This window comes from Alloalcanivorax profundimaris, assembly GCF_015265435.1.
In the GTDB taxonomy this organism is placed as follows: domain Bacteria; phylum Pseudomonadota; class Gammaproteobacteria; order Pseudomonadales; family Alcanivoracaceae; genus Alloalcanivorax; species Alloalcanivorax profundimaris.
This window is the reverse complement of sequence record NZ_JABJWH010000006.1, coordinates 287,038-302,920: the sequence shown is the minus strand read 5'-3', so window position 1 is coordinate 302,920 and position 15,883 is coordinate 287,038. Positions and strand designations below refer to the sequence as shown.

At 66.1% G+C, this 15,883-nt stretch carries 12 protein-coding genes; 8 read left to right on the top strand and 4 right to left on the bottom strand.

Annotated features, from left to right (window positions below):
• Nucleotides 1–9 precede the first annotated feature (9 nt).
• A complete protein-coding gene (locus HMJ39_RS04380; protein WP_194296426.1) occupies nt 10–732 on the bottom strand; it encodes a response regulator in 723 nt (240 codons plus the stop codon).
• Nucleotides 733–1,250: 518 nt separating this feature from the next.
• On the opposite strand from HMJ39_RS04380, the gene HMJ39_RS04375 reads away from it, so the two are divergent.
• The 7 genes from HMJ39_RS04375 (at nt 1,251) to HMJ39_RS04345 (ending at nt 12,920) form a co-directional block, all read left to right on the top strand.
• On the top strand, nt 1,251–4,154 hold the full coding sequence (locus HMJ39_RS04375; RefSeq protein ID WP_194296425.1) for a ribonucleoside-diphosphate reductase subunit alpha: 2,904 nt from the start codon (nt 1,251–1,253) through the stop codon (nt 4,152–4,154).
• A gap of 46 nt (nt 4,155–4,200) precedes the next feature.
• Nucleotides 4,201–5,532, top strand: a complete 1,332-nt coding sequence (locus tag HMJ39_RS04370; RefSeq protein ID WP_194296424.1) for a ribonucleotide-diphosphate reductase subunit beta — start codon at nt 4,201–4,203, stop codon at nt 5,530–5,532.
• Between the two features lie 76 nt (nt 5,533–5,608).
• On the top strand, nt 5,609–5,827 hold the full coding sequence (locus HMJ39_RS04365) for a hypothetical protein (protein ID WP_161385495.1): 219 nt from the start codon (nt 5,609–5,611) through the stop codon (nt 5,825–5,827).
• A gap of 181 nt (nt 5,828–6,008) precedes the next feature.
• Nucleotides 6,009–7,652 carry an acetolactate synthase large subunit gene (locus HMJ39_RS04360; protein ID WP_161385496.1) on the top strand — a complete coding sequence of 548 codons (1,644 nt, stop codon included), beginning with the start codon at nt 6,009–6,011 and terminating at the stop codon, nt 7,650–7,652.
• 102 nt (nt 7,653–7,754) lie between these two features.
• Nucleotides 7,755–8,558: an endo alpha-1,4 polygalactosaminidase gene (locus HMJ39_RS04355; RefSeq protein ID WP_194296423.1), complete on the top strand. Its 804-nt coding sequence runs from the start codon at nt 7,755–7,757 to the stop codon at nt 8,556–8,558.
• A gap of 150 nt (nt 8,559–8,708) precedes the next feature.
• The gene (locus tag HMJ39_RS04350) at nt 8,709–10,757 is read left to right on the top strand and encodes a 5'-nucleotidase C-terminal domain-containing protein (RefSeq protein WP_194296422.1); all 2,049 of its coding nucleotides are present in this window, start codon (nt 8,709–8,711) and stop codon (nt 10,755–10,757) included.
• 204 nt (nt 10,758–10,961) lie between these two features.
• Nucleotides 10,962–12,920, top strand: coding sequence for a monovalent cation:proton antiporter family protein (locus HMJ39_RS04345; RefSeq protein ID WP_194296421.1), 1,959 nt, complete (start codon nt 10,962–10,964; stop codon nt 12,918–12,920).
• A 74-nt stretch (nt 12,921–12,994) separates the two neighbouring features.
• On the opposite strand, the gene HMJ39_RS18825 is transcribed toward HMJ39_RS04345, so the two are convergent.
• On the bottom strand, nt 12,995–13,117 hold the full coding sequence (locus HMJ39_RS18825) for a helix-turn-helix domain-containing protein (protein WP_256245032.1): 123 nt from the start codon (nt 13,115–13,117) through the stop codon (nt 12,995–12,997).
• Nucleotides 13,114–13,995, bottom strand: coding sequence for an AraC family transcriptional regulator ligand-binding domain-containing protein (locus tag HMJ39_RS04340; protein ID WP_228462143.1), 882 nt, complete (start codon nt 13,993–13,995; stop codon nt 13,114–13,116). The genes HMJ39_RS18825 and HMJ39_RS04340 overlap by 4 nt, the downstream gene beginning before the upstream one ends.
• A 138-nt stretch (nt 13,996–14,133) precedes the next feature.
• Here HMJ39_RS04340 and HMJ39_RS04335 point away from each other — a divergent pair, with 138 nt between their 5' ends.
• Nucleotides 14,134–15,111 (top strand): sterol desaturase family protein, encoded by a 978-nt coding sequence (locus tag HMJ39_RS04335; RefSeq protein ID WP_194296420.1) that lies wholly within the window; start codon nt 14,134–14,136, stop codon nt 15,109–15,111.
• On the opposite strand, the gene HMJ39_RS04330 is transcribed toward HMJ39_RS04335, so the two are convergent.
• A complete protein-coding gene (locus HMJ39_RS04330; RefSeq protein WP_194296419.1) occupies nt 15,074–15,850 on the bottom strand; it encodes a helix-turn-helix transcriptional regulator in 777 nt (258 codons plus the stop codon). The two genes, HMJ39_RS04335 and HMJ39_RS04330, sit on opposite strands and share 38 nt — an antisense overlap.
• Nucleotides 15,851–15,883: the final 33 nt, after the last annotated feature.

Sequence of the window (15,883 nt, the reverse complement as noted above, 5' to 3'; positions counted from 1 at the left end):
CCGCCGGGGTTAGCCGGAGCTCATTTCCTTGACGAACAGATAGCCCTTGGAGCGCACCGTCTTGATACGCTTGGGGTTCTCCGGATCGTCGCCCACCTTGGGGCGGATGCGGGAAATGCGCACGTCGATGGAACGGTCCTGGCCGTCGTACTGGATGCCGCGCAGCTTCTCGAAAATGGTCTCGCGGGACAGCACGGTGCCGGCGTTGGAGGCCAGCAGCCAGAGCAGATCGTACTCGGCGCTGGTCAGGTCCACGGACTGGCCGCGCAGGGTCACCTCGCGGGCGGAGTTGTCGATCACCAGAACGCCGAATTCCAGCCGCGACGGCGAACTGTCGCGCTCGCTGTCGGTTTCCACCCGGCGCAACAGGGCGCGGATGCGCGCCAGCAGCACGCGCGGCTTGACCGGCTTGGCGACGTAATCGTCGGCGCCCATTTCCAGGCCCAGCACCTGATCCATGTCGTCGGTGCGGGCGGTGAGCATGAGGATGGGATTCTTGTAGGCGCCACGCACCTCGCGGCAGACGGTCAGGCCGTCGGCGCCGGGCAGCATCAGATCCAGCACCACCAGGTCGGGCTGCTCGGAACGAATGCGGCGGATCGCCTCCTCGCCGTCACTCACCACGGTGACCTCGAGGCCGTTGGAGCGCAGATATTCACAGGTGAGATCGGCGAGACGCTCATCATCTTCGACGATCATGATCGTCGGCGGGTTATCCTGCACGGTGGTCATCCCGTCCTTATCCTTCTTGGTTGTTAGCCGTTCGCATTCTTTTATACGCACACCCGTGCGCGCGGGCAACCGGCGCGTGGCGGCGCCGGCGGCACAATATATAGGGTTTCCGCCGCCGGCCCAAGCACCCCGCTCCGTTGCCCACAGAGACCCACATTCCCCCCACAGATTATCCACAGGATTTCCCCAGCGGGAAGGATTGCAAAAGCCCGGCCTCACCTATAAATTGTAGTCCTATCGGGCAGCGACCCCAAGATATTGGGTTTTCATGGCACTTCCCGGGCTGGCGGCACCCCGCTTCGCAGTCCCCGGAAAAAGGCCGCCGGATCAGCCGCTTACGGCCCCCGACGGACAACGACACAGGCTCCGCCCGATCCACGCAGCAGTACACGGAACACTATATATGGTGTTCGCGCCGCCGGAGCGCATCCCCGGCCCCCGCCACCCTGTCCGGTGACCGGCGACGCGAACCCGATGAACAGCACATAACGCACCGATATCGATACGGAGAGGGCATCATGCAAACGGATATGAATCGTGATCAGGCCGGCTCCGGCGTTCCCGCCGGCGGCGACGCGCAGCAGGACGTCACGGCCACCGCGCCCGGCCAGCTGCGCGTCATCAAGCGCAACGGCAAGGTGGTTTCCTACGACGACGACAAGATCACCGTCGCCATCACCAAGGCGTTCCTGGCCGTGGAAGGCGGCACCGCCGCCGCCAGCTCGCGCATCCACGAAACCGTGGAGCGCCTCACCGAGCAGGTGTCCGCCACCTTCAAGCGCCGCATGCCCTCCGGCGGCACCATCCACATCGAGGAAATCCAGGACCAGGTGGAACTGGCGCTGATGCGCAACGGCGAGCACAAGGTGGCCCGCGACTACGTGCTCTACCGCGAGGAGCAGGCCCGCAAGCGCGCCGAGCGCGACCGTGAGCTGCCCGAGCCCAAGCACAAGGTGGACATGACCGTCACCATGGAAGACGGTAGCAAGGCACCGCTGGACATGGCACGCCTGGAACACCTGATCCGCGAGGCCTGCAGCGGCCTGGAAGAGGTCTACCCGGACAAGATCATCGCCGAGACCGTCAAGAACCTGTACGACGGCGTCTCCATCAAGGACGTCAACACCTCCATGGTGATGACCGCCCGCACCATGATCGAAATGGAGCCCAACTACTCCCAGGTCACCGCCCGGCTGCTGATGGACAAGATCCGCGCCGAGGCCCTGCAGTACCTGGGCGTGGCGGAGCGCGCCAACCAGGAAGAGATGGAGGATCTCTACGCCAAGGCCCTGGCCGCCTACATCGAGAAGGGCATCGAGTTCGAGCTGCTGAGCCCGGAACTGGCCGAGTTCGACCTCAACAAGCTGGGCGCCGCCATCGACGGCAAGCGCGACCTGCAGTTCTCCTACCTGGGCCTGCAGACCCTCTACGACCGCTACTTCATCCACCACAACGAGACCCGCATCGAGCTGCCGCAGTGCTTCTTCATGCGCGTGGCCATGGGGCTGGCGGTACGCGAGGAGCAGCGCGAGGAACGCGCCATCGAGTTCTACAACCTGCTCTCCAGCTTCGACTACATGAGCTCCACGCCGACCCTGTTCAACGCCGGCACCCTGCGTCCGCAGCTGTCCAGCTGCTACCTGACCACGGTGCCCGATGATCTGTCCGGCATTTACAGCGCCATCCACGACAACGCCATGCTGAGCAAATTCGCCGGCGGCCTGGGCAACGACTGGACCCCGGTGCGCGCGCTGGGCGCCTACATCAAGGGCACCAACGGCAAATCCCAGGGCGTGGTGCCGTTCCTCAAGGTGGTCAACGACACCGCCGTGGCGGTGAACCAGGGCGGCAAGCGCAAGGGCGCGGTCTGTGCCTACCTGGAAACCTGGCACCTGGACATCGAGGAATTCATCGAGCTGCGCAAGAACACCGGTGACGACCGCCGCCGCACCCACGACATGAACTCCGCCAACTGGATTCCGGACCTGTTCATGAAGCGGGTGATCAACGAGCAGGACTGGACCCTGTTCAGCCCCAACGACGTGCCGGACCTGCACGACCTGTACGGCACCGAGTTCGAGCAGCGCTACGAAGAATACGAGGCGATGACCCGCGACGGGCGCATGAAGCTCTACAAGCGCATTCCGGCGGTGAACCTGTGGCGCAAGATGCTCTCCATGCTGTTCGAAACCGGCCACCCCTGGTTCACCTTCAAGGATCCGTGCAACCTGCGCAGCCCGCAGCAGCACGTGGGCGTGGTGCACTCGTCCAACCTGTGCACCGAGATCACCCTGAACACCAGCGACGACGAAATCGCGGTGTGCAACCTGGGTTCCGTGAACCTGGCCCAGCACATCGTCGACGGCCAACTGGACCGCGACAAGCTGGCGGGCACGGTGAAAACCGCGGTGCGCATGCTCGACAACGTCATCGACATCAACTACTACAGCGTGCCCCAGGCGGAACGCTCCAACATGAAGCACCGGCCGGTGGGCCTGGGCATCATGGGCTTCCAGGACGCGCTCTATAAGCAGGGCTTCAGCTACGCCTCCCGGGAAGCGGTGGACTTCGCCGACCAGTCCATGGAAGCGGTGAGCTACTACGCCATCCAGGCCTCCGCCAAGCTGGCCGAGGAACGCGGCGCCTACCAGACCTTCGAGGGGTCCCTGTGGAGCCAGGGCGTGCTGCCGATCGACTCCATCGACATCCTGGTCAAGCAGCGCGGCGAGGACTACTGCCAGGTGGACCGCGGCCAGACCCTGGACTGGGACAGCCTGCGCGAGACCGCCAAGAAAGGCATGCGCAACTCCAACGTGATGGCGATCGCGCCCACCGCCACCATCGCCAACATCACCGGCGTGTCGCAGTCCATCGAGCCCACGTACCAGAACCTGTACGTGAAATCGAACCTGTCCGGCGAGTTCACCGTGGTCAATCCGTTCCTGGTCAACGCGCTCAAGGAGCGCGGCCTGTGGGACAACGTGATGGTCAACGACCTCAAGTACTACGACGGCTCCGTGCTGCCCATCGAGCGCGTGCCCGAGGACCTGAAGGAACGCTTCCGCACCGCCTTCGAGGTGGAACCCAAGTGGTTGGTGGAAGCGGCCAGCCGTCGGCAGAAGTGGATCGACCAGGCGCAGTCCCTGAACCTGTACATCGCCGAGGCCAACGGCAAGAAGCTGGACGTCACCTACAAGATGGCCTGGCTGCTGGGTCTGAAGACCACCTATTACCTGCGCGCCATCGGCGCCACCCAGACCGAGAAGTCCACCATCAACGACGGCAAGCTCAACCGCGTGTCCTCGGGCGGCGGTGAAGGCGCCCTGAACGGCGCCGAGGCTTCCGGCGGCGACTTCAGCCAGGCCGCGGACGTGCCGCAGGCCTGTTCCATCGACGACCCGGACTGCGAGGCCTGCCAGTAACCCTGGCTGGCCCGCGCCCGAACGCACAGAATGAATGGAGAGAGACATGCTGAGCTGGGATGATTTTCATGCGCAAGAGACGCCAAACCCCAAGCAGCCCGGCGGGGCCGGGACAGCGCCGCCGCAATCTGAGACGGCATCTGAGAAAGCGGCACCTGCACCTCAAGCACCGGCAGCGGGAAGTGGTGCGGATGCAGGAGATGCGGGAAGCGGAGACCAGCACCCCGGACACGAAGAGCTGCGAGGACGAACCCCCGACACCTCCAAAGAAAGGGCAATGACCGACGCCGTGCTGCGCGCCCAACAGTCAGTGGCCAAGATGGACGACGCCGAGGGCGTCGCCGAACTGGAAGGCGCCGCCGGCCGGGTCGAGGTGGACGACAAGCGCATGATCAACTGCCGCGCCGACCTCAACCAGCTGGTGCCCTTCAAGTACGACTGGGCCTGGCAGAAATACCTGGACGGCTGCGCCAACCACTGGATGCCCCAGGAAATCAACATGAACGCCGACCTGGCGCTGTGGAAGAAGGAAGGCGGCCTCACCGACGACGAGCGTCGCATCGTCAAGCGCAACCTGGGCTTCTTCTCCACCGCGGATTCCCTGGTGGCCAACAACCTAGTGCTCGCCACCTACCGGCTGATCACCAACCCGGAGTGCCGCCAGTACATCCTGCGTCAGGCGTTCGAGGAAGCGATCCACACCCACGCCTACCAGTACTGCATCGAGTCCCTGGGCATGGACGAAGGCGAGATCTTCAACATGTACCGGGAAATCCCCTCGGTGGCCAAGAAGGCGCAATGGGGTATTGAGTACACCCGCGAGATCTCCGATCCGGCGTTCACCACCGGCACCGTGGAGACCGACAAGGCGCTGCTCAAGAACCTGATCGCGTTCTACTGCGTGCTGGAAGGCGTGTTCTTCTACTGCGGCTTCACCCAGATCCTGTCCATGGGCCGCCGCAACAAGATGACCGGCGTCGCCGAGCAGTTCCAGTACATCCTCCGCGACGAGTCCATGCACGTGAACTTCGGCGTCGACGTGATCAACCAGATCAAACTGGAAAACCCGCACCTGTGGGACCAGGAGATGCGCGACAAGGCCACCCAGATGATCCTGGAAGGCACCGAGCTGGAGATCCAGTACGCCCGCGACACCATGCCGCGGGGCGTGCTCGGCATGAACGCGCCGATGATGGAGGAGTACCTGCAGTTCATCGCCAACCGCCGTCTCACCCAGCTGGGGCTGCCCGAGCAGTTCAAGGGCGTCACCAACCCCTTCCCCTGGATGAGCGAGATCATGGACCTGCGGAAAGAGAAGAACTTCTTCGAAACCCGCGTCACCGAGTATCAGGTGGGCGGCGCCCTGTCCTGGGACTAAGCCCGGCTCCGTGGGGCGGGGTTTGTCCCCGCCCCCGTCCTTTGGCACCATATCGGGGACCATTCACGGAGGCCGCATGAGCGATCAAGACCACGACGATTTCCAGGAGGAAGCCCGCGATCTTCTCTCCGCCATTGAGCAGGTGGAGGAAACCCTGGCGATGATGACCACCGTGGTGGGCCAGCTCAAGGAGCAGGTCACCAGCCACCTCGACGGCGACGACGAGGACACCGTGGAAATGAGCGCCGAGGAATTCCTGGAGCAGTGCGAGAACATCGAGGGCACCTGGCATTAAGGGCCGCGCCGGCGGCCTGAGCCGCGACACCACGCCCCGCATCGTCCCGACCAATACCCCGTATCAGTATTCCCCATACCCGCCCGCGCCGTCGTCGCGTTATAGTAACCGCCAGCATGGCGACCCCCGCCAATCGAAGAATGAAGGGTGCGCGAGCCGCGCGCCGGTAAGGAGAGCCTGAATGAAAGCTTCGGATCTGTTCGTCAGGGCCCTGGAAGCGGAAGGCGTGGAATACGTCTTCGCCATTCCCGGCGAGGAAAACCTCGATTTGCTGGAAGCCCTGCGCGGTTCCCGCTCCATCCAGCTGGTGATCACCCGCCACGAGCAGGCCGCCGGCTTCATGGCCGCCACCTACGGCCGGCTCACCGGCAAGGCCTGCGCCTGCCTGTCCACCCTGGGCCCCGGCGCCACCAACTTCGTGACCGCCGCCGCCTACGCCCAGCTGGGCGCCATGCCGATGGTGATGATCACCGGCCAGAAGCCGATCAAGTCCAGCAAGCAGGGTCAGTTCCAGATCATCGACGTGGTCGACATGATGCGTCCGCTGACCAAGTTCACCAAGCAGGTGGTCAGCGGCGACACCATTCCCGCCCGGGTACGCGAGGCGTTCCGGCTGGCCCAGGAGGAGCGCCCCGGCGCCACCCACCTGGAGCTGCCCGAGGACATCGCCCGCGAGCATTCCACCATGCCGGTGCTGGAGCCGAGCCTGACGCGCCGGCCGATCGCCGAGGACAAGGCCATCTGCCGCGCCGTGGAAGCCATCAAGGGCGCCCGCAAGCCGCTCATCGTGGTGGGCGCCGGCGCCAACCGCAAGCTCACCAGCAAGATGCTGCGCCAGTTCATCGAGAAGCTCGGCATCCCCGCCATCACCACCCAGATGGGCAAGGGCGTGGTGGACGAGACCGGCGCCCACTTCCTGGGCAACACGGCGCTCTCCGACGGCGACTTCGTGCACCGCGCCATCGATGCCGCCGACCTGATCATCAACGTCGGCCACGACGTGGTGGAGAAGCCGCCCTTCTTCATGCAGCCCGGCGGCGCCGAGGTGGTGCACATCAACTTCAATTCCGCCCAGGTGGATCCGGTCTATTTCCCGCAGATCGAGGTGGTGGGCGACATCGCCAACAGCCTGTGGCAGCTCAAGGAGCGCCTGGCGCCCCAGGAGCACTGGAGCTTCGCCGACTTCCACCGGGTGCGCGACGCCCTGCAGAAACACATCGCCGAGGGCGCCCGGGACGACCGCTTCCCGATTCTGCCCCAGCGGCTGGTGCGCGAGATTCGCCGGGTCATGCCCAGCGACGGCATCATCGCCCTGGACAACGGCATGTACAAAATCTGGTTCGCGCGCAACTACCCGGCCACCCACCCCAACACCGTGCTGCTGGACAACGCCCTGGCCAGCATGGGCGCCGGCCTGCCCTCGGCCATGGCCGCCAAGATGGTGCATCCGGACCGCCGGGTAATGGCGGTGTGCGGCGACGGCGGCTTCATGATGAACTCCCAGGAGCTGGAAACCGCGGTGCGCCTGAATCTGGATCTGGTGATCCTGATCCTGCGCGACGACGGCTACGGCATGATCAAGTGGAAGCAGAAGCAAATGGACTTCCACGACTTCGGCCTGGACTTCCACAACCCGGACTTCGTCGCCTACGCCAAGGCCTACGGCGCCCAGGGCCACCGCGTGGAAAGCACCGAGGGCCTGGTGCCCAAGGTGGAGGAATGCTACGCCACCGGCGGCGTGCACGTGGTGGACGTGGCGGTGGATTACAGCATGAACGACCGCATCCTGAACCAGGAAATCCGCGAGCTCAGCAGCAAGGTCTGACCCGCGCCGGCGAGCGGCGCGCCGCTCGTCGGATTTTTCTGCCCGGAATGCCCCCGTGGTGCTAGATTCATCCCCGAGACCATTCTGCCCCGGGGATACCCAATGGCCACCTCGCTCGCCAATTTGATCACCGCCTTGCTGAGCACCGCCGCCCTGCCCGCCCCGCCGGTCGCCGGTGCCGCTGACTGGTACCAGCCTCCCGTGGACGTGGACTGGCAGGTACAATTGCAGGGTGAACCCAACACCGGCTACGACGTTGATCTGTACGTGCTCGACCTGTTCGACACCAACCAGACCGTGATCGACGACCTGCATGCTCAGGGCCACCGGATGATCTGCTACTTTTCCGCCGGCACCTTCGAGAACTGGCGCGAAGACGCCGACCGATTCACCGCCGCCGACAAGGGCCGTCGCCTGGGCGACTGGCCTGGAGAGCGCTGGCTGGACATACGCTCGGATAATGTGCGCGCGATCATGGCGGACCGACTCGATCTGGCCGTGGAAAAAGGATGCGACGGAGTGGACCCGGACAACGTGGACGGCTACTCCAACCGCAACGGCCTGTCGCTCACCGCCGCCGACCAACTCGACTACAACACCTGGCTGGCCGGCCAGGCCCATCAGCGCGGCCTGGCGATTTCTCTCAAGAACGACCTCGGCCAGGTCGAGGATCTGGTGGCGTACTTTGACTTCGCCGTCAACGAGTCCTGCCATGAGTGGAACGAGTGCGGCATGCTCACTCCTTTCATCGAAGCCGGTAAGCCGGTGCTGCACATCGACTACCTGTACGCCAGCGACCCCGAGGGCCGCGCCCGGCTATGCCAGTACACCGACTCGCTCGGCTTCCGGACTTTGACGTTGCCACCGCTGCTGGACGATACATTCCGGCAAAGCTGCCAGCCTTGAATCACCGCACCGGCGCCGCGCCGCGAGCGGCGTCACGTTTTCCACGACTGCCACAATTCCGACCGATTCCGGTAACCCGTGATTCATCCGGCACTGCTTACCTGATGTTCGCCGATCAATTCGAACGAACATCAATGGAAGGGTTTGCCGATGAACAGCCACGCTCTCGGAAAGCTGACCGCCGCCCTGCTGGCGGCCTTCGCGCTCACCGCCTGTGGCGGTGACGACAACGACGACAACAATGACCCGGCGCCGCCGGCGGAAAGCACCGGCTTCCAACTGCAACTGCTGCATTTCGCCGACATGGACGGCGCCACCGGCGCCCTGCGGAACGTGCGGCCCTTCTCCGCGGTGCTCGAAGCACTGCGCGCCGAGCGCCCGGACCACACCCTGGTGCTCAGCTCCGGCGACAACTACATCCCCGGCCCGCGCTACTTCGCCGCCGCCGACGACGCCATGGCCTCGGTGCCCGGCGTGGCGACGCCGGCCAACGGTCGCGCCGACATCGCCATGCTCAACGCCATGGGCCTGCAGGCCAGCGCCGTGGGCAACCACGACCTGGACGGCGGCACCGAGGAATTCGCCGCCATCCTCAACGCCGAGGGCAACTACCCGGGCGCCGACTTCCCCTACCTGAGCGCCAATCTGGACTTCACCCCGGACGCCCACCTGGCCGGCCTGGTGCAACAGAACGGCGTGGCCCTGAACAGCATCGCCAACGGCCTGGCCGGCTACGGCACCCTGGAAGTGGCCGGCGAGCGCATCGGCGTGATCGGCGCCTCCACCCCGTCCCTGGGCAACATCACCAGCACCGGCGACATCACCGTGCTGCCCGGCGGCGGCGGCATCCCGGCCCTGGCCGCGGAACTGCAGCCGGCGGTGGACGCCCTCGCCGACGACGGCATCGACAAGATCATCCTGCTCGCCCACATGCAAACCATCAGCATCGAGAAGGAACTGGCCACCCTGCTGGAGGGCGTGGACATCATCGTCGCCGGCGGCTCCAACACCCTGCTCGCCGACGACAACGACCGCCTGCTGGACGGTGACAGCGCCGCCGACGGCTACCCGCTGAGCTTCACCTCCGCCGCCGACGAACCGGTGCTGGTGGTCAACACCGACGGCGACTACAAGTACGTGGGCCGCCTGGTGGTGGAATTCGACGACAACGGCGTGCTCCTCACCGACCGCCTGGACGACACCGTCAACGGCGCCTACGCCGCCGACGACGCCATGGCCGGTGAACTGCAGGGCACCGTGAACAGCGACGTGGACACCCTCGCCACCGCCCTGGAAGAGGTGCTCGCCGAACGGGACGGCAACATCATCGGCCGCACCAGCGTCTACCTGGACGGCCGCCGGAGCCAGGTGCGCACCCAGGAAACCAACCTGGGCAACCTGACCGCCGACGCCAACCTGTGGCTGGCTCGCCAGTACGACGCCAACGTGCAAATCTCCATCAAGAACGGCGGCGGCATCCGCGACGACATCGGCTACTTCGTGATTCCGCCGGGCTCCACCTCCGAGGACGACCTGACCTTCTATCCCCCCACCGCCAACGACGCCGCCGGCAAACAGGAAGGCGACATCTCCCAGTTCGACCTGGAAGGCTCCCTGCGCTTCAACAACAGCCTGACCATCGGCGACGTCACCGCCCAGGAGCTGTATGCCCTGCTGGAGCACGCCGTAGCCAAGGTGGAAGGCGTCGCCGGCCAGTTCCCCCAGGTGGCGGGCCTGCGTTTCAGCTTCGACCCGGCGCGCCCGGGCCTGCGCAGCCAGGCCAACGGCGACGACATCGACCAGGCCGGTGAGCGGGTGCGCAACCTGGCGGTGGTGGACGACAGCGGCGCGATCATCGACACCGTGGTTCAGAACGGCGTGCTGCAAGGCGACGCCAACCGCGTGTTCCGTCTGGTGACCCTGGGCTTCCTGGCCACCGAGAACGCGGAAAACGGCCTGGGCGGCGACGGCTACCCGTTCGACTTCCCGGTGGAAAACCGCCTCGACCTGGAAGAAGAGGCGGTCAGCGGCCCCGACCAGGCCACCTTCGCCGCCCCCGGCACCGAGCAGGACGCCCTGGCGGAATACCTGATCGCCCACTTCGACGCCGCCTCGCCCTACGCCGAAGCGGAAACCGACACCGACCAGGACGGCCGCATTCAGAACCTGGCCGACCGCGCCGACACCGTGCTGCCCTGACCGACGATCCCGGCCCAGCAGAAGAACAATAACCAAGACCCACCTCACGGGCGCCTCCAGGCGCCCTTTTTTATGGTGCGGAGTCGCTATCCGCTGCGCCCGTGGTCGGCGTTCGTTTCCGCATGCCGTTGCATTACATTACAGTAGGCCCATCAAGATAACGGCGACCACGGATCCGATCTTCATGCCCGACGACGTTCAACCATGACCGATACCCTCACCCTGGTGGTGATCCTGCTCGCCACGGCGGTGTTCGCCGTGGTGGTGTTCCGCCGCCTGCATCTGCCCCCCATCCTCGCCTACCTGGGCGCCGGCGTGCTCGCCGGGCCGGGCGGCTTCGGCTGGGTGGGCGACACCTCCGGCATGCGCCACCTGGCGGAGTTCGGCATCGTCTTCCTGCTGTTCTCCCTGGGCCTGGAATTCTCCATTCCCCGGCTGCTGGCCCTGCGCCGCATCGTGTTCGGCGCCGGCCCGCTGCAACTGCTGCTCACCGCCGTGCCGGTGGCGACGGTGCTGTGGCTGGTGGGGCTGTCGCCGGCGGTGGCGTTGATCGGCGGCGGCGCCTTCGCGTTGTCCTCCACCGCCATCGTGATCCGCGACCTGATCGCCCGGGGCGCGGTGAACACCGGCTATGGCCGCGCCACCACCGGCGTGCTGCTGTTCCAGGACCTGGCGGCGGTGATCATGCTGGTGCTGCTGCCGGTGCTCGCCGACCCCAGCGCCGGCGACCCGCTGATCGCCGCCAGCGCCACCCTGGGCAAGGCGGTGCTGCTGTTCGCCGGCATCTACGTGATCGGCAAGTGGGTGCTGCCCCGGGCCCTGGAGGAAACCGGCCGCGCCCGCTCCGACGAAGTGTTCGTGATGACCGCCCTGCTGCTGGCGCTGCTGGCCGCCTGGGTAACCCACGCGCTGGGCCTGTCCATGGCCCTGGGCGCCTTCCTGGCCGGCATGATGCTCGGCGAGAGCCACTTCCGCCATCAGATCGAGGCGGACATCCGGCCGTTCCGGGACCTGCTGCTGGGGCTGTTCTTCATGGGCGTGGGCATGCTGATCTCGCCGGCCCTGTTCGCCCAGTACTGGCACTGGATCCTGATCGGCGCGTTGCTGCTGATGGTCTGCAAGCTGGTGCTGATCGCCGGGCTGCTGCGGGTACTCGGCGAGCGCAAGGAAACCGCCCTGCGCACCGGCATCCTGCTCGCCCAGGGCGGCGAGTTCGGCTTCGTGCTGGTGGCCCTGGCGGTGACCCACGACCTGATCACCAACGAGCAGGCCGGCGTGCTGGTGTCGATCACCGTGCTCACCATGGCCGCCACCCCGGCCCTGCTGGAGCACAGCGGCGCCCTCACCCGCCGCCTGCTGCGCCAGTGGGAGCAGGAACCGGACACCCCCTCCGTGGACGAGGACACCCGCGGCCATGTGCTGCTGTGCGGCTATGGCCGGGTGGGCCAGAACCTGATGCGCTACCTGCACCGCTTCCATCATCAGGGGGTGGCCATCGACACCGACCTGGTGCGCATCCAGGAAGCCAGCCAGGCCGGCGAGCGGATCCTGTTCGGCGACGCCACCCGCAAGGAAATCCTGGAGCGCGCCGGCATTCACCGGGCCAGCCTGCTGGTGGTCACCTTCGACGATCCGCGCCAGGCGGAGCGCATCCTGCACACCGCCCACCAGCTGTGCCCGGACCTGCGCGTGCTGGTGCGCACCCGCGACGACACCCACCTGGACGACCTGCTCGGCGCCGGCGCCGCCGAGGTGGTGCCGGAGGTGCTGGAAGCTTCCCTGATGCTGGTGGCCCACGCGCTGATGATGCTGGATACGCCGTTCGGCAAGGTGCTGGCCATGCTGCGCCAGAGCCGCCGGGAGCGCTACAAACTGCTGCGCGGCTATTACCACGGCGAATCCCTGCCCACCACCGACAGCGCCGGCAACCCCTACCGTCTGCTGCACGCGGTGACGGTGAGCGGCCAGGCGGCCTGCATCGGCAAGCGCCTGGACCAGCTCGACCTCAAGGAAGACAAGGTGGAGGTACAGTCCCTGCGCCGCGAGGACCGCACCCTGGATTACCCGGACGGCGACACCGTGCTGCGCGACGGCGACATCCTGATTCTCTACGGTCCCCTGGACGCGGTGGAGGCGGCGGAGGAACAGCTGCTCGGCGGCTAAAGCGCATCGCGACTGAAGTCGCTCCTACAAGGTCGGTATGTAGGAGCGACTTCAGTCGCGATAACCGCCGCCAATCACCGCCCCTGAACGGAGCGCCGGGCCCGCGCCGGCGTATGCCCGGTCCACTGGCGGTAGGCCCGGCTGAAAGCGCTGTGCTCGGAGTAGCCCAGCAGCAGCGCGATCTCCCCCAGGGTCAGGGACGGATCGGCCAGATAGTGCCCGGCCAGCTGCTCCCGGGTGCGCTCCAGCAGGGTCCGCCGGTGAGCCGCCGCCGCGCCAGCCGGCGTTGCAGCGTGCGCGGCGAGACATGCAGGCGCGCCGCCACCCGCTCCAGGCTCACCTGCCCCTCCGGCAGCAGCGCCACCAGGGTCCGCTGCAGGGCGCGGTCGAAACCGTCGGACTCCGGCAGCGCCCGCAGCAGGGCCCGGGCCTGGCGATCCAGCAGGGCCCGGGATCCGGCGTCGTTGCGTGGCAGGCTCAGGCCCAGGAACGACAGCGGGAAACTCACGCTGGTGTGGGACGCGCCGAAGTCCACCGGGCAGCCGAAGAAAGCCTCATGGGCCCGGCGCGTCTCCACGTCCGGCGCCGGGAACACGAAACTCACCCGGGCCGGCGCCAGCCGCTGTTCCAGCAGGCGCCGCATGAAGGTCACCATGGCGGCGATGGAAACGCTGTCCGCCAGTTCGCCGATGGACACCGCCGCCGGCCAGCGCAGGATCATGTGCTCCGGCTCGGCGCGTACTTCCACCAGATCCCGCCCATAGAACAGGCTCTCGTAACGCTGGTAGGCCAGCATCACCTCGCCCAGGGTCTGGCAGGTCAGGGTCAGGTAGCCGAGCACGCCCACATGGCGGGGCTGCACCAGGGCGCCGATGGCCAGCCCCGGCGCCGGCGATCCGGGCCGCAGCGACACCGCCCGCTCCAGCAGCTCGCGCCAGAGCGGCAGCGCCACGATGTCCGCCGGCCCGCGGCTGTCGAGAAGGGCGCGCAATTCCGGCGCCGGCAGGTTCTCCTGGTCCAGCCAGTCACTGAGCAGCTGAACCCAGGCTCCGGTGACCCGCATGGGCGTGGCCATGGCGCGTGCCTCCTCACGGTGAAACCGACGACGATGGCATGAATTGTCAAAAATACGGCGTCTTCCGTCAATACAGCCAGGCCGGGGCGACCCACAATGGAGGCTCAATAATGGGCGCTCAATACGGAGGCACCGGTTATGACCCTGATCGAGATGTTCCAGGACGTGTGGCGCGACAGCGGCCTGGACGCCCTGTGGCAGGCGCTCTCGCCGTGGCTGGCGCTGGATGAGCGGCAGATGATCTTCGTGGTGGCCACGCCGGTGTTCATTGGCGTGTTCCTGTGGGAATACCTGCGCATCCGCCATGATCCGGTGCGCGTCGACGCCCGGGAGTCGCTGCGCAACTTCCTGCTCGGCGCCGGCTACCAGACCACGGAATTGCTGTTCGCCGGGATCATCTCCTTCCCGGTGTTCGCCCTGGCCTACCATCACCGGCTGTTCGACATCCCCCTGAACTGGGCCACCGCCGCCCTGCTCTGGGTGCTCACCGATTTCTGCTTCTACTGGTTCCATCGGGGCTCCCACCGGGTGCGCTGGCTGTGGGCCGCCCACGTCACCCACCACTCCTCCGAGCGCATGAACTTCTCCACCGCCATGCGCCAGAACGCCACCAACATTTTCAACGGCGGCTGGCTGGTCTACGTGCCGCTGGCGCTGATCGGCTTCAACCCGGTATGGATCGGCGTCTGCTACGCCCTGTCCCTGGTCTACCAGTTCTTCATTCACACCACCCTGGTGGGCCGGCTGCATCCGTGGGTCGAGTGGCTGTTCAACACCCCCAGCCATCACCGCGTGCACCACGGCCGCAACCCGGACTACATCGACCGCAACTACGGCGGCGTCTTCATCGTCTTTGACCGCCTGTTCGGCACCTTCACCGAGGAGCGGGACGACCAGCCGGTGGAGTACGGCATCACCCGGCCGGTGTACAGCCGCAGCCTGATCGTCAACTGGTGCCACGAGTACCGGGATATGTTCCGCGACATGGCCCGGCGCGGCCCGCCGGGCCAGCGCCTCAAGCACCTGTGGAAGCCGCCGGAGTGGCGGCGTTCGCCGGCCCGGTCTCGGCACGACGGACTCACCGTAGAAAGCCGTGGATCTGATTGCGAAAATTGATACCCATGCGGGCGAAGGCACGATTACGCAGGGTCTTTACCGTGGATTCCTTGATTCCAAGGGTGGCGGCGACCCCCGCGTAGGTCATGCCCTGGGCGATCAGCACACAGACATTAAGCTCCTGGCCTGTGAGCTCGGGAAAGCGGGCGCGCAGCTTCTCACGGTCGTCGCCCCGCAGCACGTCGCGGGCCTCCCGCAGCGCCAGGTGGCCCTGCAGAATCTTCATCAGCGCCGGGCAGAGCGCCTCGAAGGCAGTCAGCTCCCGGTCGGAAAATGGCCCTTCGCTGCCGTGGCGGTAGAGATTGAACAGGACCGTGGCACCTCCATCGATCCTATGCAGGCCGGAAAGCTTTTCCTCGATCCCGGTATTCTCATAAATGCCTTGCCGATAGGGGCGGAAACGAATGTCCCGGGCACAAGCCCGACCGATATAGAATCGGTTGGCTCGCAGCCCGGCACGCTGCACGGAAGTAAGGATGGGATCGTGATTCTGATAGCCGAAGTGGCTGTAGTCCCGCCAGCAACGCCACACCAGATTGCGATCATGGTAACAACTTCCGGCCATCAGCATGCTCGGCAGCGGCTGGTCCATGCGCATCAGACTGAAATGCTGCGATAGCACCCAATGACCAAGCCGGTCCATGAATACCTGGCTGAAATTATCACTGCCCATGGACGCCGCCAGGGTGGAAAGCGGGTCACCGCCCGCGGACTCCGATATTCTGGTCACCGTGGTCATGAAGCCTCCCGAAGGGCGATGCCCCTCATGGTC